General features: G+C 44.3%; 17 protein-coding genes. 11 read left to right on the top strand and 6 right to left on the bottom strand.

Annotated elements, in window-relative coordinates; all coding sequences use genetic code 11:
- Positions 1-41 precede the first annotated feature (41 nt).
- Both AC3CID_RS07045 and AC3CID_RS07040 read left to right on the top strand, forming a co-directional pair.
- Complete coding sequence (locus AC3CID_RS07045; protein ID WP_488527280.1) at positions 42-1,622, top strand: M91 family zinc metallopeptidase; 1,581 nt, start codon at positions 42-44, stop codon at positions 1,620-1,622.
- Positions 1,623-1,801: 179 nt separating this feature from the next.
- Entirely contained in the window at positions 1,802-1,984 is a 183-nt protein-coding gene (locus AC3CID_RS07040) for a hypothetical protein (protein ID WP_017077989.1), read from the top strand.
- 281 nt (positions 1,985-2,265) lie between these two features.
- Here the strand turns inward: AC3CID_RS07040 and AC3CID_RS07035 are convergent, their stop codons facing one another.
- Positions 2,266-2,787 (bottom strand): DUF2058 domain-containing protein, encoded by a 522-nt coding sequence (locus tag AC3CID_RS07035; RefSeq protein WP_004734880.1) that lies wholly within the window; start codon positions 2,785-2,787, stop codon positions 2,266-2,268.
- Between the two features lie 401 nt (positions 2,788-3,188).
- On the opposite strand from AC3CID_RS07035, the gene AC3CID_RS07030 reads away from it, so the two are divergent.
- Positions 3,189-4,523, top strand: coding sequence for a sphingomyelin phosphodiesterase (locus tag AC3CID_RS07030; protein ID WP_488527172.1), 1,335 nt, complete (start codon positions 3,189-3,191; stop codon positions 4,521-4,523).
- A gap of 39 nt (positions 4,524-4,562) precedes the next feature.
- Positions 4,563-5,513, top strand: coding sequence for a chromosome partitioning protein ParA (locus AC3CID_RS07025; protein WP_488527279.1), 951 nt, complete (start codon positions 4,563-4,565; stop codon positions 5,511-5,513).
- A gap of 4 nt (positions 5,514-5,517) precedes the next feature.
- Here AC3CID_RS07025 and AC3CID_RS07020 read toward each other — a convergent pair whose 3' ends face one another.
- Positions 5,518-6,552, bottom strand: coding sequence for an AraC family transcriptional regulator (locus AC3CID_RS07020; protein WP_488527171.1), 1,035 nt, complete (start codon positions 6,550-6,552; stop codon positions 5,518-5,520).
- 169 nt (positions 6,553-6,721) lie between these two features.
- On the opposite strand from AC3CID_RS07020, the gene AC3CID_RS07015 reads away from it, so the two are divergent.
- Positions 6,722-7,735 carry a DUF2804 domain-containing protein gene (locus AC3CID_RS07015; protein ID WP_488527170.1) on the top strand — a complete coding sequence of 338 codons (1,014 nt, stop codon included), beginning with the start codon at positions 6,722-6,724 and terminating at the stop codon, positions 7,733-7,735.
- Positions 7,736-7,822: 87 nt separating this feature from the next.
- A complete protein-coding gene (locus tag AC3CID_RS07010; protein ID WP_488527169.1) occupies positions 7,823-8,671 on the top strand; it encodes a sterol desaturase family protein in 849 nt (282 codons plus the stop codon).
- Positions 8,672-8,686: 15 nt separating this feature from the next.
- On the opposite strand, the gene AC3CID_RS07005 is transcribed toward AC3CID_RS07010, so the two are convergent.
- Genes AC3CID_RS07005 through AC3CID_RS06990 form a run of 4 tightly spaced genes read right to left on the bottom strand, consistent with a single transcriptional unit; the run spans position 8,687 to position 12,804 of the window.
- Positions 8,687-11,125, bottom strand: a complete 2,439-nt coding sequence (locus AC3CID_RS07005; protein WP_488527168.1) for a carboxypeptidase-like regulatory domain-containing protein — start codon at positions 11,123-11,125, stop codon at positions 8,687-8,689.
- Positions 11,126-11,172: 47 nt separating this feature from the next.
- A complete protein-coding gene (locus tag AC3CID_RS07000; RefSeq protein ID WP_488527167.1) occupies positions 11,173-11,883 on the bottom strand; it encodes a fimbrial biogenesis chaperone in 711 nt (236 codons plus the stop codon).
- A complete protein-coding gene (locus tag AC3CID_RS06995; protein WP_054546464.1) occupies positions 11,880-12,317 on the bottom strand; it encodes a DUF4402 domain-containing protein in 438 nt (145 codons plus the stop codon). The genes AC3CID_RS07000 and AC3CID_RS06995 overlap by 4 nt, the downstream gene beginning before the upstream one ends.
- Before the next feature lie 52 nt (positions 12,318-12,369).
- A complete protein-coding gene (locus tag AC3CID_RS06990) occupies positions 12,370-12,804 on the bottom strand; it encodes a DUF4402 domain-containing protein (protein WP_004734871.1) in 435 nt (144 codons plus the stop codon).
- Positions 12,805-13,848: 1,044 nt separating this feature from the next.
- Between AC3CID_RS06990 and sbcB the strand changes: the two genes are divergently transcribed.
- The 5 genes from sbcB (at position 13,849) to purT (ending at position 18,938) form a co-directional block, all read left to right on the top strand.
- Positions 13,849-15,273 carry an exodeoxyribonuclease I gene (sbcB, locus tag AC3CID_RS06985; protein WP_146454689.1) on the top strand — a complete coding sequence of 475 codons (1,425 nt, stop codon included), beginning with the start codon at positions 13,849-13,851 and terminating at the stop codon, positions 15,271-15,273.
- A gap of 25 nt (positions 15,274-15,298) precedes the next feature.
- Positions 15,299-15,670 (top strand): CidA/LrgA family protein, encoded by a 372-nt coding sequence (locus AC3CID_RS06980; protein WP_004734867.1) that lies wholly within the window; start codon positions 15,299-15,301, stop codon positions 15,668-15,670.
- 2 nt (positions 15,671-15,672) lie between these two features.
- A complete protein-coding gene (locus AC3CID_RS06975; protein WP_004734865.1) occupies positions 15,673-16,350 on the top strand; it encodes an LrgB family protein in 678 nt (225 codons plus the stop codon).
- Positions 16,351-16,707: 357 nt separating this feature from the next.
- Positions 16,708-17,595, top strand: a complete 888-nt coding sequence (gene cdd / locus AC3CID_RS06970; RefSeq protein ID WP_114633383.1) for a cytidine deaminase — start codon at positions 16,708-16,710, stop codon at positions 17,593-17,595.
- Between the two features lie 167 nt (positions 17,596-17,762).
- Positions 17,763-18,938 carry a formate-dependent phosphoribosylglycinamide formyltransferase gene (gene purT, locus AC3CID_RS06965; protein WP_004734863.1) on the top strand — a complete coding sequence of 392 codons (1,176 nt, stop codon included), beginning with the start codon at positions 17,763-17,765 and terminating at the stop codon, positions 18,936-18,938.
- The last annotated feature ends 11 nt before the right edge of the window (positions 18,939-18,949 follow it).

The raw sequence follows: 18,949 nt of genomic DNA, 5'->3' as shown, positions 1-18,949 counted from the left end.
CAATGAAAAATAGAATGTTCTTAACGCTTTCAGTACTTTTAATGCTTGTTGACCCAATGAATGTATATGCTGGAAAAGGCTCAGAATTCGGCCTCTTTTATGACGCTCCGGATGGCGTAAAAGTGATTGCTGGGTACAACTCAGACACCCACGGTAAACTTTATCGGATGTCTAGAAATCTCTACGTGCAAACAAAGAGTGACGCATACCTTGCAGATATAAGCGTGTTAATACGCAAGCTACAGTTGTCACAAACTGGACGAGAAATTTTACGACAAATCGCTACCTACGTTCCGGTCAATGCGCCTCACGACGATGTTGAACCATTAATTGAACATACAATGGGGATCGACCACTCTAATACTACGGTTGTCACTGTGATAAGAGAACCAGAAGGACCAGGAAGACTCTTTGAGACGATACCCTCTATATTTGAAGATCAACAAAAGGCCTCGCTAGCTTGGCAGCGACAGTTTAATGGTAAGGGGGTCTCGAATACGGTTTACTTCTCCACCACGGAGATGGTCAATATTCCAGGAACAGAGACAGCGTTTGATCAAACCGTCGCATTAGGCCATGAACTCATACACGCGAGAGACTTCTCTTCCGGTGCCGTACCTCAAGGTAATGCGCCTCTGTCTCACCGACACCCAGACACCAATAAAGCGACAGAGTATGTGATTCCAAATTATGAATATCAGACCACAGGAATTACTCACTACAACAATGCTGAACACGGTCGAGATCCCGTTACGGAAATCAGTAGTGCCAGGCAGTCAATCATCAACCTTCGTGAAGAGATGTACTTCCAATGGAAAGCGCTAGGACAAGAAAAACCTAAGGCGTATTTAAAAAATGAAAAGATCGTGAGTGAATTTCATTTGGCTGACGATTTGGGAAAAGCAAAAAGAAATACTTATTGGCCGAAAGAGCACTACGACTACAAGCCATATACGCTTGAAACAAGACCATCCGCAACACCTCAGCATGCACCGAACTGGGATACTGTAGAAGGGAAAATGGCACATATCGAAGTTAGACAAGTACTAAAGAAATCGATAAGTGAAGGTAACAAACCTGCGATTGTTATCGTTGATGCTACCGAACAACGCTTATCTCAAAGCTTGCAAAATTCACCAGCGATAACACGCCGAGGACTCGGAAACCAAAGTTCAATTCTGAAATACGCTGCTCAAAACGATATTAAAGTGGTCAATATTTATAGCAAGCAGAATGAGACCCCAATTAGCTCCTTAAATAAACGTAAAAAGAGCCTTCTTTATCGTTCAATTTCAGGCAAACAGACAGACGCAGACCAAGGTTACAGTGATGTTCAATACAGCAAAGACAATGAAAGCACGTTAGTCTCAGCGCTTGAGGAAAATGATGAAGTTTTGGTCATGGCCTACTCCGATGGGAAAGTGACAACTAATGTAATCGATAGCCTATCTGAAAGCATGGATAAACAAGTGGTTGTATCCAGATACGCTAACTTAGATTATCAACCTTCAAATCTCAGTGCGGAAGAAAGTACCGCCTGGAAGGCACTTAGCAACAAAGAGAATGTGAAAATGCTAGGTGGAGGTAGCCGCTCTCGCTTCAATATATGTAGCATCCAATAAACAGCATTGTCGAACACGAAGCACCTTATATCGCTGCTCCTTTCTGTGGTCAAGCACAGCAACAAGTAGCGGGGTTATGACAAATAAACCCGCTACTTGACTTAAAAATGAAATCACAACGAAACAAAAGTTTGAGTTAATGGAGTCGGTTATACACTGGGATTCCATCAGGAGGATCTATGAAACATTGCCCATCTTGTTCAACTGAACTGGTCGCAAGAGACGATGTACAAATTTGCCCACGCAATGAAATCGGCGACTGCTATTTTGATGGCTATGAGCAATATCAGCTCGAATATCATCAACTTAAAAACAACCAACAAGACTCAACTTTCGACATCGCAGACATTGTTGCCGATTAGCTGGCCAAAGCCTTAGTAGGTAACCTACCTACTTACCTACTTAGCTACTTAGCTACTTAGCTACTTAGCTACTTAGCTACTTACCAGTAAAGCGGTCGTAAGTGAGACACCGGCAATGAATTATTTCTCAAATATAGAGACATGACCGGTTCAGATGAGCCCGTAAATAATTCTATGCAGTTGCCAACATTGAAAAAGCCCCGATGCAAGACACATCGGGGCTTTTAATACTTCTTCACGCCACAAGTAATTGACGAATTAGATAGTGGTTTAGTCGAGGACTACCACATTAGATCATCTGGGATCACGAAGTCTTTGTACGGATCATCTTCGTCTACTTCATCAGAGCTTGAAGCTTGAGTATCAACGATAGATTCTTCGTCACGCATCGCGATCTTGTTCGCTACCGCAGTAGGAATAACAACATAGCTTTCGCCTTGACGCGCGATACTTAGAATACCTTTACTTAGTTGCTTTTGAGTCAGGTCTTCTACGTAAAGGTATTTAACTAGCGTACCATCGGTGAAGTTGTATTTGATCTCACCATTCTTCTGTTCGATCTTGTTCATCTCAATCAGTTGCTTCACTTGAGCTTTAATTTCTTTGCTCAACTGCTGTTCTTTCAACTGTTGGTTTAACTCTTTGTCTTTCGCTTGCTGCGCCAGTTTAGTTTCTTCTGCTGCCGCTTTTGCTTCACGAGACTGAACGCGAGACTTTTTAGAGCCTTTTTTCGCCTTCTTTAATTTTTTCTCATTTACCAAGCCAGCTTTAAGCATTTGCTCTTGGAGTGTTAACTTTGCCATGACTTTCCCAGTTCAGGATTAAAAACGACACTATCATACCTGTTTTTGAGGAATCTGTTTACTGAACAATGGCAAAATTTTTGCTGATAGAGCAAGGCGGTTAGCGTTATTCCTTATCGTGATTCACAGCATCCATTTCTGGTTATTTACCGACCTATGATTTCCACGAAAACAACCACTAGTGACTTACCCTCAAACCCAAATCGTTCCTCTATTTGTTAGCGTGCGCGCGTATCACTTATCATTCCGACAAAGCAATATGTTAATTATCAATGAGTAATCGAATTTATAAAACCATGGCATATATCTAATATTTGGATAATTCTGATAGAGTTATAACTCCAATGTCATAACTCTTTACTACGTTATTCTTTAAACCAATCAGTAAGGATAACGTGAAAATGAAAAATCAATGGACTTGCCTGAGTGCATTACTTGCATCAGCTTCATTCATTTCAACCTCGGCTATTGCAGATACCGATGTGTACCTGACCAATAACACTAGCCAAGTAATGACGATTCAAACCAATCACACAGGTACTGACCAGCTTCAATTCGGTGATGAGTGGCAACAGCATGTTGAACAGATTGGCCCTTGGGAGACGAAGAAGCTGATCAGTTTCAATCGCTGGACTGGTGTGAAATCTGGGAAGACCTACGAGTTTGACACTGTAGTATCGAACGCTGTGGGAGAAAGTGTCACGCTCAATCAAACCATGCAAGGTCATTGGTACAACTCGACACTGCAACATGGTTTAAGTGCCGTAGACGTCAACCTAACGCTGCATGACGATCGTAATATTCATCGCAGCACAACCGATGCATTCGGGGTCAATGCAGAGCTTGCACTTAAAGCCGATTCTACGGCGCGCTACGATGATATTTATTACACCATCACCCCACCCAAAGTAGATGAGCAACCAGAGCCGGATGCCAATACACTCAAAGTCATGACCTATAACATCTGGGCGCTACCTGCCATCGCTTCGCATATTGGTGACCGCTACGATCTTCTCCCTCAATATGTAAAAGGCTACGACGTGTTGGCGCTACAAGAGGTGTTTGCTAACGGCAGAGATGAATTCTTGCGTGAACTTGCAAAAGAGTACCCGTACCAAACCAAAATGCTCGATAAAGATGGGATTAACATCTATGACGGTGGCGTGGTCATTGTGAGCCGCTACCCTATTGTCAACGAAGCGCAATACGTGTTCCCTGATTGTACAGGCACAGATTGTTTCGCTGATAAGGGCGTGAATTACGCTGAGGTCATCAAAAATGGTCAGGCTTACCATGTGTTTGGCACTCACACCGCGTCGTTCGATACGGACACCGCTCGTGACTACCGACAGCGTCAATTTAAACAGATGCGTCAGCTTGCTCAATCACTGGAAATACCAACTTCAGAGACGGTTATTTACAGCGGTGACTTCAACGTGAACAAGCTGAAGTTCCCAGGCGACTACCAACAGATGTTCGCTAACCTGCAGGCTGATGAACCAACCTACTCTGGTTACACCGCGTCTACCTTTGACCCACGCATCAACAACTTTGCGGGCGAACCTATGTCTGGCGGGGAAAACGTCGAATACTTGGATTACGTAGTGGTGAGTTCGGAGTACGCACAAAAAACTCACAACAATAACCGCGTTGATGTTCCTCGTTCAACAAGCAGTGAGTTATGGAAGCACTACAACCTTTCAGACCACTTCCCTGTTAGCGCCGTGATCAAGTAACTCGGTGAACCCATAATGCATCGAGTTATATTAATCCTAATGCTCGTCTTAACGGCGAGCATTATTGGCTATTCGTGGTCATCAAAAACGAACGAAACGCCGCTATCTTCTGCTCAACACACAGAAACTAAGCCGTATGTTTCTACGACAACTGATGACGATAATTCCACACCAACGGCAACCGCCAGTTCGGGAAATGCAGCATCGCAGAACAAACAAGCCGAGGCAGAATCATCGGGCGGAGAAACGCATGTTGAAAACTTAAGCGAACTTGAAGGTAAAGCTCTATTCGATGAACTCGATGGGTTCTGGGCGCTTTGCCAACAACGCGATGACTGCACTGAGCAACTCGCACGATTGAAATCAGAGTTGCCGAGTATATGGTTTGAGTTACTGAGCGACTATCCGCAGCTATCAGTCGACTGGCAATTAGCCCAAAGCACTATCCCACTAGAATCCATAGAAACTCTTGAAGATCGTGTGGCCTTATTCAAGCAGTCTGCACAGCAAGTATGGGGCGAGTTGGCCCACCAGCTATTCGCAGACCAGTTTGCGCATCTAGATTTTACGCTCGACGCAAACACCCTTAAAGAAAACGAAGCGAGCCAGTTTTTGGCCAACTATCAAGGTTTGCTTAGTGAATGGCAAAACAATACGGGCACATTAAACGCCGAAACACAGCTTCAAAAATATGAATTGGCAGTCTCTTTGATACCCAGCAGCTATAGCCCTGCTGAGATAGTATCAGTCAAAGCGGACCTTCAAGAGACCTACTTAGATGAAACTGAGGCCAATAACATTGCCGCACGAGAACAACAAGTCGCGCAACAGCAACAAACAGTGATGACTTACCACGAGCAACTGGATCAGCTCAAAGCGACCTTAGGCTCTCAGCGTTCCTCAAGTTATGCCACTTGGACTCAACAAGATTGGGACAGTTACTATCAGCAGCAAGTATCCGATTTCAGGGAGCAGTTTTTTAGCAAGTAACGCTTTAACTTAAACCGTTACGGAACTGCGCAGGCGTTTTATTGAGCCACCCTTTAAACGCTCTTCTGAAGTTTGCAGGATCGCTATAACCGAGCCTTTCACCGATGTCATCAATGCTCATGGTTGTACCGAGCAATAGTTCTTTAGCGAGTTCCACTCGAACTTCGGTAAGCAATATTTGATAACTGGAATCATGGGTCACTAGCTCTCGCCTGAGCGTGCGAGAGCTACACCCAAATTCGTCAGCGAGTTGTTCAATATTCGGGAAACTCCCTGCAGTTTGATAAAAAATCGTTTTGATCTGGTTAGTCAGCAGATGCTCAGAGTCCAGCGTTTCCACTATCGACTGGCAAGACGCGAGATAGCGTTTTAACGTGGTCGCATCGTGAGTCAGCAAAGGTTGTGATAAAACGGAAGCATCAAAGCGCAGCTCACACATGTTTTGCTTGAAATGCACAGGGCAATCGAAACGGCTTTGATATCGCTCTGCGTAATTGGGTCGCGCATAAGGTAACGACAATTGGTTTATTGAAAGTGGCTCTCCGGTCAGTTCTTTAAACAGAGACACAATGGAGCTGAGGAAATACTCACTACAAAAAGGCAGCAAGTCGCCCACCTCTAACGTATTTTCAATTTGAATCGCTGCCAGATCCGAATCTACAAGCAACTTGACAGAAAATATCGGCCCATTTAAACGCAGATACTTAAAGCCTGATTTGATTGCCTCTGCTACATCTTGACTGGTCGACAACGCATAACCCAACACACCAAAATGGCTCAAGCTAGCGTGTTCACCCAACCAAAGCCCTAGACCATCGTGAGGAAAACTCTGATTAGCCGCGCTAAACAACGCAAGTTTATCAGCGTAAGTCAGCTTTCCATTCGGGTCTCGCCAATCCATGTTCGGCAAACCCACATCATTGAGTAGCCTTTCAATATCGAGACCTCGTTGCTCTAAGGTATTCAACAGCAGCGCGATATCTAATGTCCCCAACTGATGCCGATGTCCGGTTGGCTTATACTCCGCGATAATCTCCAAGCGTCTCTCCTTATATCTAACCCATTCCCATAAACATGACTACTCAGCTTTAACAACACTGCTGACAAAATCGTGATTGGTTACGCGCTCTTGTCCGAATATGACCTCCCAATTCTACGCTACTCATCGCACAATGGCTTTAATTGTTAAATTTATGTGAACCATCGCAATGATAAAAACGAACCCTGCCCCACACAGTTTGATTGATTCTAATGGTCAGCCGATCATTGGACATTTCGATGGCATCCCAAAACAACTGAACATCGAGAGTTTTGACTACCGAAACTCGATGGATTCAAAAGCAGGTCCTTGGCAGAAGCACTTTCACTACAAGCAATTCCAGTTTGTCAGCATCGTCACCGACACGCACATTATTGGTGCCGCTATCGCGGATATTCGCTACTTAGGATCGGCATTTTGTTATCTGTACGACGTAGAAAACAACCATCTAGAAGAGTCATCTTGGTTGAGGCCATTAGGCTTTGATAAGCATGTAACGCCTTCACCATTCGAAGGAAAGACAAGCATTGCAGATCAAAGCATCACCTTTGATATTGAAGACGGACAATGGCGAGTTCGCTTGAATACCAAACTCATAACGGCCGATATCGCTTTAGAACCTGAAGCCGACAGCTTGCCCTTGGCGATGTGCAGCCCAACGGGTTATTCAGGTTGGACTTACACCCAAAAGCACAATGCTTTGCGCATCAGCGGTGAAATCCAAATCAAGGGAGAATCACTCGTTCTCGAACAAGCTCGTGCCGGTTATGACTTTTCAGCGGGCTACATGAGACGTGAAACCAGTTGGCGCTGGGCAAGCATCAACACGCAATCCAATGGCACAGATATTGGCCTAAACCTCGCGGCGGGCGTGAATGAAACCGGAGGCTGCGAAAACGTGTTATGGGTCAATGGAACCAGACACTTGCTTAACTCGGTACAGTTTACGTTCAGTCGCCAAGACACGAACTTGCCTTGGCAGATAACATCACAAGATGGACGTATAAACCTGGCCTTTATGCCCCTTAATAACCGCAGCGAAAAGCTCAATTTATGGCTGTTAAAGAGTAACTTTCGTCAGTTCATTGGTCATTTTTCTGGCTCGATTGAAGACAACAATGGAGTGACACATCAACTCGATGGTGCTCTTGGTCTAACAGAAGATCACTTTGCACGCTGGTAGCGAAATTCTGCTGACTGAATCACAAACGATCAAGTCTAAGCAAATTTGATACTAAGAACGCGTATGGCGACTCAACAAGGATAAAACATGAATATCGACGCATTAATCAATCACCCAGAATGGCTACTGCTGGTATTAGCGCCCTTGTTCGTGGTGTGCATGTTGGCTGAGTTTTTTATCGGCCAGAAGCAAGGTCGACTACCAGATAATTCCAGCTATAAACTTTCAGAAGTGATGTGTAACTTCACGCTTGCGGGAATGCATCAACTCTCCGATTTGCTCACCGGGTTATTGGTCGTGCAGCTGTATCTTTGGATGTTCGGTTGGCACTTAATGGACATCGACATGGGCGTGCTGAGTTTTGTTGTATTGATGGTGTTACAAGACTTTTTCTATTATTGGTTCCATAGAGCAAGCCATCGTGTTCGCTGGATGTGGGCAGCACACGTCGCGCACCATAGTTCAGAAAGCATGAACTTCAGTACGGCTTTCCGTCAAAGCTTAATGTACCCACTTGCTGGGATGTGGCTATTCTGGGTACCGCTCGTCATCATAGGCTTCGACCCTAAATGGGTGATCTTTGTGGTGCTTCTCAACCTAGGTTTGCAGTTCTTTGTCCATACACAATGGATACGAAGCTTGGGGCCACTTGAATACATCTTTAACACCCCTTCGCATCATCGAGTACATCACGGCAGAAACCCGCAATACATCGATAAGAACTACGCCGGCGTTTTGATCATTTGGGATAAGTTGTTTGGTACGTTCGAACCTGAAGTTGAAACCGTGCGTTACGGCGTCACCAATCCAGTGAACAGTTTTAACCCGATAGTGGTCACCTTTCAAGAATGGAAGGCCATATTCAAAGATTTGAAGAACCGCGAGTTAACCATGAAACAGAAAGTACGATTGATACTCTCGCCTCCTTCAGACTAATCAAAGCGATCGGATTTAGTACACCTTATGAAAATCAATGAGGTTGAATGTGAGGTCGCTTACCCAGAAATCGCCGTTCAAGTCGGCACCCTGCACGTATCGCTTGTCTCCCATTTCTAAAGTCACAATGTATTTGCCCGCGATGAGCCCCTCTACCATGTAAAAGCCATCGCTCTCAATCTCGCTCGAATACTCAGTACCTTTCTGGATGTGTTTAAAGTGCAGATAAGCACTGTTTTCTAGATCGCCTTCCACTGTGCCATCGACGCCAAATGACACCACCATTTCGATGTGAGCATCAGTAAGCCCGACTTGCTTAGTATTTACAAACACAGGGTTTTGAATCGGCGTGAGGTTAAGGTCGAGTGCCCCTTCATCGATATAGATAGGTAGATTATCTCGAGCCGGAACACTTGAGAATTCAAATCGGCCTTTTGCATCACTGACCGCTCGTTGGTCTAAGATTTGTAGGCTTACGCCTTGTATGGGTTGTTTGTGGTGATCGTAGACAACGCCCGTCAGCTTAGAATGGTTGTATCGATTCCACTCAACAAACTCACCAATGCTTTCATCAAAGTAAGTTTTAGCACCGAATTCTGTCGTCATCTCGATACCGTATCGGTCTTCGGTTCCTTCTAGCTTAAAGAGTAAATAAGGGTTCACTCGAGCTTCTAAAGAGGCGGAAAACGAAACCTCCTGCTTTTGATAGCGAGCCGATACGTTCGTCGTGAGCTCTTGAAAAACCTCCAACGGATCTAACAGGCACTCTTTGCACGCATTTCTCAGAGACAGCTCCGTTCGTTCATGATGACCAGAGCCATCAACGGTTCCAGAAATATTCCACGATGTATCCGAAAAACCGCTTTTGGCCAAGCCAATCGTGTGTAGATAGTCTTCTTGATGGGAAGCTTTGATGTATCGATAGTCACCGGCGTATGAGACAAACAGATTACGAGCCACTTTCGAGTTCAACTTGGGTTCAACGCTCAACTCATCTTCATCATCCCTTACCGTTAAAAAGGCCGTTAGATTGGCAAGCGACAGGTTGTATTTGAACACATCGTACTCCATCGACTCTAAGTCCAATTCATCGGTTTTATTGAGCTCTATCGATGCCGACTGATCGCCGTTGATCAAGATATCAAACTCCATTGGAAAGCGATTGAACTCAGGTAACCAACCGATATGACCCGCGAACCAATGCGCCGGTAAGTATCGTCCTTGAACGCCAATCAAGTCTTTGCCATTTTGCCTCATAAAGGCACTACCCACAGTGAAGTAATCGGCAAGCCCATATTCGATAGACACAGCGCCAGCTCGGTCTGCACCTTCATTGCCCACCACTTGTACACCCCACTCGTTGCTTGGCAGAAATGCATCTTCTAAACCGGCGACGGTGATCTCTTCTTCCTGCCAGACACCTTTCGATAAGTAGTAGCGAAACTTGATGGTGTCACCTGGGGAAATGTTATCTTCTTCAACCACGAAGCGTCCAAACTCATCAGAGCGATAAGTGGTTTGATAAATGCCATTGACTAAAACATCGATGCTGATATTAGGTTGAGTAGTTCGTTCGAGTTGAAGGTTGCCGAACTCTGTCTGTCGCTTTCGGTTGGTGTAATAGAGCCCATCTTCGAGGGTTTGATTCACGGTAAAGACGCTGCCATCTAATAACACATGGCCGACTTCCAAGGAGCCTTCACCGTCATGAGCTTCTACCGCAATGTTGTAATAAACGATGGGGTTATCTTCTCGTGAATCAATCGACAAGCGAGACAAAGAGTGTTCAGTGCTTAATATGGTGTCTGAGATTGCGTAAACATCACCGCCAGTTTCACTGTCGTGATAAACCGAAGTCGCTAACCGAGTCGCCAAACCCGCGGCGGCAACAGGTTCGAAAGCTGGCGTGCTTCCAGCTCGCTTGAGATCCTCGGCCTTCTTACGTGATTCATTTTTCATCTTAGAAATAGCGGCTTCCAGTTCAGTCAATGAACTGAATTCTGGAGTAACGGTGAGCCGATAATCATCAATATCCCAACGCACTTTTGCCGGGATACAAGCTTGTAAGCTGTACCAGTGGATGTAAGTTTCTGAGTCGATGACTTGATATTTGATCGACTGGATATTGTTGTCATCGCGATAACAAATGGCTTGTTCGGTATCTAAAATGTACGGAGGAGATTCTCTTCCCACATCTTGAGGCAAATACAGTTCGCAATATCCGCTTTCATCACACTGACCATTCATTTCGAGCAGATAAAAAGCGGCATTGGATATCGAAATGAAGGGTTCTTCGTAGTCATCCATCATGACACGATAAAAGCTATCCCCCACTTTCCCGACTCGAACTTCAACATGGGCTGGATAAAGCTCACTCGCCTCACTTTCTGCTTTAGATTGCGAATACGCACCAAAAGGAAACAGTGAAGCGAGCAACAAAAGTCGCCAAACCATGCAATTGAACACTGGCTTTTACAGAGTTCGCTTCAATGAAACAAGCACTACAGAACACATTCGTACAGAGGCTGTTCGTTCTGAACCAGTGAGATCTTTGAGCCTTTAGGTAAAGGCTTGGTTAATTCAGCATTACGAAGTAGCACCACTTTTTCGCTATGCTCATCAACATTCAATTTCGCAGTAAATTGAAAGTTTCCATCGTTGCGAATCTTGATGCTTTGGTTGTCACACGCAAACTTAACATCTTGCACCTGCTCACCTTTCTGAACATAAACGGGTACATAACTGTTGATGTGAAAGTTCAGTTGAAAGGCTGAACCATCACTGTTGGTTTTGCTCGAAGACAACGCAATGTCTGATAGCTCTGCAGCTTTTGCTATTGGGGAAAACCACAAGTAAGCACGATATTCACCATCAGCCATGTCAGCAGGTAAAGCATTCATACGTAAGCGAACCGTGCGTCTTTGATTGGGTTTAAGTTCACGAATTATTGGTGGTGACACTTTAATCCAACTCGCGATATCTTCTGATTGCGCGATATTAGCGTCAGTTCGAACTAAGCCATTCGCCTTTACCGGGCGATAAATCGGTTTTATCTCCAAGCGAATCGGTTGATCTGAATTGTTTTCGACGACGATTTTTTCAGTCACCGAAGTGTCGGCATCCAGCACAAAACGAGTCGGTGCGATGAGTAACTGAGCATAGGCTTGTGTTGTGAAGATTAAGCCGAGAACACATGAGATAAACAACTTCATTTATAATTAACCTCAAAAGGGATTGTACTGGTGTAAAGGCCTGCTGGGTGGTTAGCGCCGATTTTCACTTTGGCACCAATACACAATAATTTGCTTCTTCCATTCCCTTTGATTTTGGCTCGACCTCGCTTGGATAAGCCACAACCAAAATAGAACTTTCTAATACGCAGGCGTTTGGATTTACGAGAATGGTTTAGATATTGCTTGGAAGGGAGAGAAACCACGATTTTTTTACCAGGCTCACCTTCAACATAAAAACGAACCACATAAACCTGACTATTGGATGGGTTTGAATCCGCATTCTGGCCCGACCCAGAGATATACATGCCCGGAAATTTCACTTCCATATTCTCAGGAATAATTTCTAGCGCGTGAAAAGGGCTGGAGTAAATCATCAGACCAATATAAATCGCGTATTTTAATAGAACACTCATAGTAAAAGCGGCTGCTTTATAGCAGCCACAATATTACACTGGTTTCATTTAATTACTGGTAAGTTACATCTACTGCAACGTTAGCAGTATATGTACCAGCAACTAATGTCGCACTTGAAGTACGTGCAGTACCACCAATATTAAGAGCCGCAGTACCACCGGTAAGAGTAATAGCGTTATTAAAGTCGAATTCAGCTGCAATCGTATTTACGCCGTTAACCAAGTTAGTATCAGAAATACTTACTGTTACTGCATCACCAGATTCTCCAGAAAGAGTAAATGCCGCAGCTCCAGCATCACCTTGAGCGATAACAACGTCCGTTGTGTTGTCTGAAGTGATGATACCGAAGTCAAGATCACTTGTTTTTGTCATTGTAATTGCTTGTTTTACTTCTAGTGTTGCATCAAAAGTGTCACTCACAGCGAAAACGTTCGCTGAAGAGATAGAAAGTGCAGATACAGCAACAACCTTAAAGACTTTGTTCATTTCTTTAATCCTTTATATAAAATCGGCTTTATTATTAGGGTTACCTAATAGTCAATCAAAGTTAACAATTAAGTAACAACAATCCTATTTAGAAAATATATATATTGACACTTATTTATAAAAAAATGAGGCGCAGTGAGAATAAGATCACGCAAATTGATATAAATAACACTAACAATAATGATGGTATTGGTTCATTTTCACCAATTATATATAAAACTGGTTTTACACTTAACTCCTTTATTTTTGTACGTAATTATTTCTATAAAAAGACCTTAATTAAAGCAACCCTAAAATAAAGAACAAGAATAAAGGACAAGAATAGACCCTTATTATATTCAGGTTAATTACTATATAGATCACCGTGTTGCAATTAAGTCTCAAAAATGAAACATACTGACAATTAAAATAAATTGTAATGAAAATTAAATATTGGAGTTTTCTTTATATCCAATTCAAACACGGATTATAGAAATTATCAAAAATGAGACAAACATAACACTCCAGTAAAATTAACCCCGACAATCATAAATACCGAAAAATTAATTAAATCTAAGAGGATTGTATTGCGAAAAACACCTTGATTGGACAGAGCCAAGACAGGCAAGTGAAGCAGTTTAAACATCTGTGCTACGGATTAGACATCAGCGCTGCGGTTTAGACACAAGCACAGCGAATTAGCCTCAGGTACAGGTACAGCCGATTAGCCACCAGTCAAAAAACAACGAGATGTTTCTAATCACACAGCTTTAGAGTAAAAGACAAACAAACTCATTCGCGGTAAACCTGAAACCCAACTCATCGCCTTACAACAGCTAAGGTGAAAAGATAGGTAAAAAAGAGGTACACAGGCAAAATTGTGACCATAGAAAAGCCACAATTGGATTCAAAACCTTCCCCACCGACTTGATTGAATAGTAAAGCACCGTTTTCCGGCAATTTATTTGTGATCTGGGTTGCACGCGTACCGCATACTATCAGATACTGAACAAAACTAACCTTCAGCCACAGTAAACGTTCCGCGCTTGCTGTTCAGGAAATTCAATGAGTTCAGATAATCAGCCGACCTACTTCTTTTTCGATTACGAAACGTGGGGCGTTAGCCCAGCAAAAGACCGTCCGAGTCAGTTTGCGGGTGTTCGTACCGATCAAGATTTCAATGTTATTGGAGAGCCTCTGGTTATCTATTGCCAACCTCCCGCTGATTATCTCCCTGCGCCTGAAGCTGCACTGATCACCCGTATCACACCACAAAAAGCGGCTTCACAAGGTCTTCCTGAACCAGAGTTTATCGCTAAGATCCATGCTGAGTTGGCGAAACCAAATACCACAAGCCTTGGCTACAACAGTATTCGATTCGATGACGAGGTAACGCGTTACACCTGCTACCGAAACTTCATCGACCCATATGCGTGGAGCTGGCAGAACGGCAACTCACGTTGGGATCTATTAGATGTAATGCGCGCTGTTCACGCACTGCGCCCTGAAGGCATTGTTTGGCCAGAGAACGAAGAAGGTTATCCAAGCTTCAAACTGGAACACCTATCTGTGGCAAACGGCATTGAACATGAGAACGCGCACGATGCGATGGCAGATGTTGTTGCGACCATCGAGTTAGCGAAGAAGCTGAAAGCTGCACAACCTAAGATGTTCGATTACCTTTACAACATGCGTCATAAGCGTAAGCTGAATGACCTGGTTGATATTGTAAACATGACACCATTGATGCACGTTTCGGGCATGTTTGGCCGTGACTGCAACTACACAAGTTGGATTGTGCCTATGGCTTGGCACCCAACCAATCAAAATGCCGTTATCGTGGTTGATTTAGCCAAAGATCCAAGCCCCCTGTTAGAACTGGACGCTGATGAACTCAGAGACAGACTCTACACCAAACGCAGTGAACTGGGTGAAGACGAGCTACCCGTACCCATTAAATTGGTTCAACTGAACAAGTGCCCTATTCTTGCTCCAGCCAAAACGCTGACGGCTGAAAATGCCGAAACCATCGGTATCGATCGTCAACAATGCTTGAAGAACTTGGCACTGCTGCGCGAACACCCAGAGATCCGCGAAAAACTGATCGGCCTGTACTCACAAGAACGAGAGTACGAAAAGAGTGATGATGTTGATACACACCTTTACGACGGTTTCTTTTCACCTGCTGATAAAACAGCGATGAACATCATTCGCGAAACTGACCCAAATAACTTGGCAGCTTTAGACATCACCTTCGGTGATGAACGTATTAAACCGTTACTGTTCCGTTACCGTGCTCGTCATTTCCCATGGACGCTCGACGAAGCTGAGCAATTGAAATGGGCGAACCATTGTCGTGAGTTTTATGAGAGCCGTTTAGAAGAGTACATGCTCAACCTTGAAAACCTCGCGCATGAACATGAAAGCGACGAGAAGAAAATGGCTATCTTGAAGTCGGTTTATCAATACGTAGAAAAGTTAGCTAGCTAATTCCATTATCAAGAGACGTAACACTTTGAAAGAAAGATTGATCCAGCTGGTTTACTGCTTAATCTCCTTCACCTTAATCATAGGTGCACTTACAGCAGGTAACGCGTTACAGCACTTTTTGGATACCTCAATCCCAGGCAGTATTTTTGGCATGTTGATTCTGTTTGCCGCCATGGTGATTGGTATTGTTCCTTCGCACTGGGTACAACCCGGTGCAAGCTTGATTATCCGCCTAATGATCTTACTGTTTGTTCCGATCAGTGTTGGGTTGATGGATCACTTCGACATGCTCATCGCGAACGCATTGCCAATTATGGCGAGCGCCGTTGGTGGCACGTTGCTGGTGTTGGTGTCCTTATCATGGTTTTTAGACCGCTTGCTTTCGAGAGGTAACTGATCATGTGGATTCTACTCACCATCGTGGTATTCCTGTTTGCTCGCTGGGTAAGTCAAAAAGTAAACTCACCGCTGTGTAATCCCCTGCTGATCAGCATTGGTATCATCATTCCGATACTCACGTTCTTCAAAGTACCGTTTGAGACTTACTATGCAGACAACACCTGGATTACCTACATGCTGCAGCCTGCGGTTGTTGCCCTTGCTTATCCGCTTTACGAACAGCTACCTCAAATCAGAGCCAACTGGCGCATCATCACCTTTGCTTGCACGCTAGGTAGTGTGATGTCGATGACAACGACAGCATTAATCGCAGTGGCTTTTAAAGCGGACTTAACTTTGATTGCGAGTTTATTAGGTAAGTCAGTCACCACGCCAATTGCTATGGAAGTGTCGAGCCATTTAGGTGGTGAAGCAGCAATTGCGGCAATACTAGTATTGATTGTCGGTCTGTTTGGGGCAATTTTTGCTTACCCAATCTACAATCTCATTGGCATTAAGAGCCCTATCGCGCGTGGTTTAACCATGGGTACCGTGTCTCACGCTTTAGGTACTGCGACCTGTGCTGAAAAGAATCAGGAAGATGCTGCATTCAGTTCGTTGGCATTGGTTCTTTGTGGGGTTATCACCTCAATCATTGCACCGAGTATATTTTCGCTCGTGGTTTGGTTCTATTCTTAACCACTTTGATTACAGTTTATACGCGCTCTAATCGATGAGTTGGTAAATAGCTAAACTCACTGGTTCGCGACTTTTAAGCGTTACAGATATCAATAAGCCCAAGCATAACCTGATTATTTCAGTGGTAGCTTGGGCTTTTTTCTCACATTTATTCATCAATACGTGACAAACCAAACTCAATTTCAAGCAATAAGTGCGATATCAATGGTAGTTTTTACTCTTGCAATCGATTTCATCTGTGACCTCACTCTAATTATGCAAACCAATGTAACAGCAACAACACAGTAGTGATCAAAATCACAGAAAATTCCTGAGCATTGCATAGAATTAAAGCCTAAGGTCAATTAAGGATTCAACATGAACAGTCGTATTACCCTGGCGCTGGAAAGTGCTCCAACAGCAATCAAAGCACTTTTGAGTGACATCGTATTAGCAGACAACTTTGACGCGACATTGTCTCCAGAACAATTTGCTAGCCTACTGCAAGCAAGTGGTTTCGCGGATGACGAGCTACGTATTGCGCTACTTCCTTTTGCCGCAGCCTATTCTTACGCTCCGTTATCTGACTTTTATGTTGGTGCAATCGTGCGTGGTTTGTCTGGCACTCTGTATTTTGGTGCAAACCTTGAAATCGCTGGTGCTCAACTTGGCCAAACAGTACACGCCGAGCAATCTGCAATCAGCCACGCTTGGATGAAAGGCGAGCAAGGTATCTCTGATATCACAATCAATTTCAGCCCTTGTGGTCACTGTCGTCAATTCATGAACGAACTGACCACAGCGAAAGAGCTTAAGGTTCAGCTTCCACAACGTGATGAAATGTCTCTGCAAGAATACCTGCCAGACTCATTCGGCCCTGCTGATTTAGGTGTGACGACTGGCCTAATGACTAAGCTTGATCATAAGCACACGACTGAAGAAACAACGCCTATTGTTGTAGAAGCGCTAGCAGCACTAAACCGCAGCCATGCTCCATACACCAAAAACCTAAGTGGTGTTTCACTGCAATTGACGTCGGGTGAGGTTTTCACCGGTGCTTACGCTGAAAACGCAGCGTTCAACCCGAGCTTACCACCTCTACAAGTGGCGTTGATTCAACTTAAACTGGCTGGCTTCGATTTTGAACAGATTGAAAGTGCAGCGTTGGTTGAAATTGCCGAAGGTAGCATCAGTCACCTAGCGGATACGCAATCTACATTAGAAGCGATTAATCCCGACATTCCAGTGACTTACTTAGCAATCTAAGTACATCTAATTAACAAAATTTTAAATAAGCAGCCCTATTTAACGGGGCTGCTTTTTTTATACCTGTAATTAACGCAACAACTTGCGCAAACGTTTGCTTTTATCATTGAAATAAGTATGATCACCCCGTTTTCAATCAATCGCTCAAAAGATCGGAAGGAATTTCTATGTTTGGTACTGCTACTCGTGAAAATGCTACTCGTGTACTTCTATTAGGTTCAGGTGAACTCGGCAAAGAAGTTGCTATCGAGTGCCAACGTTTAGGCTTGGAAGTTATTGCATGTGACCGTTACGCAGACGCACCCGCGATGCAAGTTGCACATCGTAGCCATGTATTAGACATGTTAGACGGCGATGCACTGCAAGCAGTCATTGAACTTGAAAAACCAGATTATGTGGTTCCTGAAATTGAAGCTATTGCCACCAGCAAGTTGGTAGAGCTAGAAGCTCAAGGCTTAAATGTCGTTCCCACTGCAAATGCGACGAAGCTAACGATGAACCGCGAAGGTATCCGTCGCCTAGCTGCAGAAGAACTAAAACTGAGCACTTCTCCTTACCGCTTTGCAGACACCTTTGAAGACTTCGCTGCCGCTGTTGAATTCGTGGGCATGCCTTGCGTTGTTAAGCCAGTAATGAGCTCTTCAGGTAAAGGCCAAAGCGTTATCAAAACAGAAGAAGACATTCAAAAGTCTTGGGACTACGCACAAGAAGGCGGTCGTACTGGCGCGGGTCGCGTAATCGTTGAAGGCTTCATCGACTTTGATTACGAAATTACGCTTCTAACCGTTCGCGCTGTTGATGGCGTTCATTTCTGTGCGCCTATCGGTCACCGCCAAGAAGACGGTGATTACCGTGAATCATGGCAGCCACAAGTGATGTCAGACAACGCACTTAAAGCGGCGCAATACACGGCTGAGCAAGTCGTTAACGCACTCGGCGGTCACGGCATCTTTGGTGTTGAACTGTTCGTTAAAGGCGACCACGTGATCTTCAATGAAGTATCCCCTCGCCCACACGATACTGGCTTAGTGACTCTGATGTCTCAAGACTCATCGGAATTCGCACTGCACGTACGCGCCTTTACTGGTATGCCGATCAAATCAATCACGCAATACGGTCCATGTGCATCAGCGGTTATCCTTGGTCAAGGCACTTCAACCAACATTCGTTTTGAAGGTCTTACAGAAGCTCTAGACGCACCACAGACGCAAGTTCGCTTGTTTGGTAAGCCTGATATCGATGGTCGCCGTCGTCTAGGTGTGGCGCTTACTCGTCGTAACAGCACTGAGACAGCGATTGAAGATGCAATTGAGAGTGCTTCTAAAGTAAAAGTGATTTACTAGCTGTTAATTAC

It is taken from the genome of Vibrio sp. QJM3NY_21, assembly GCF_057785975.1.
Note: the sequence above shows the minus strand (reverse complement) of the source record. Positions and strands in the feature narration are given on the sequence as shown.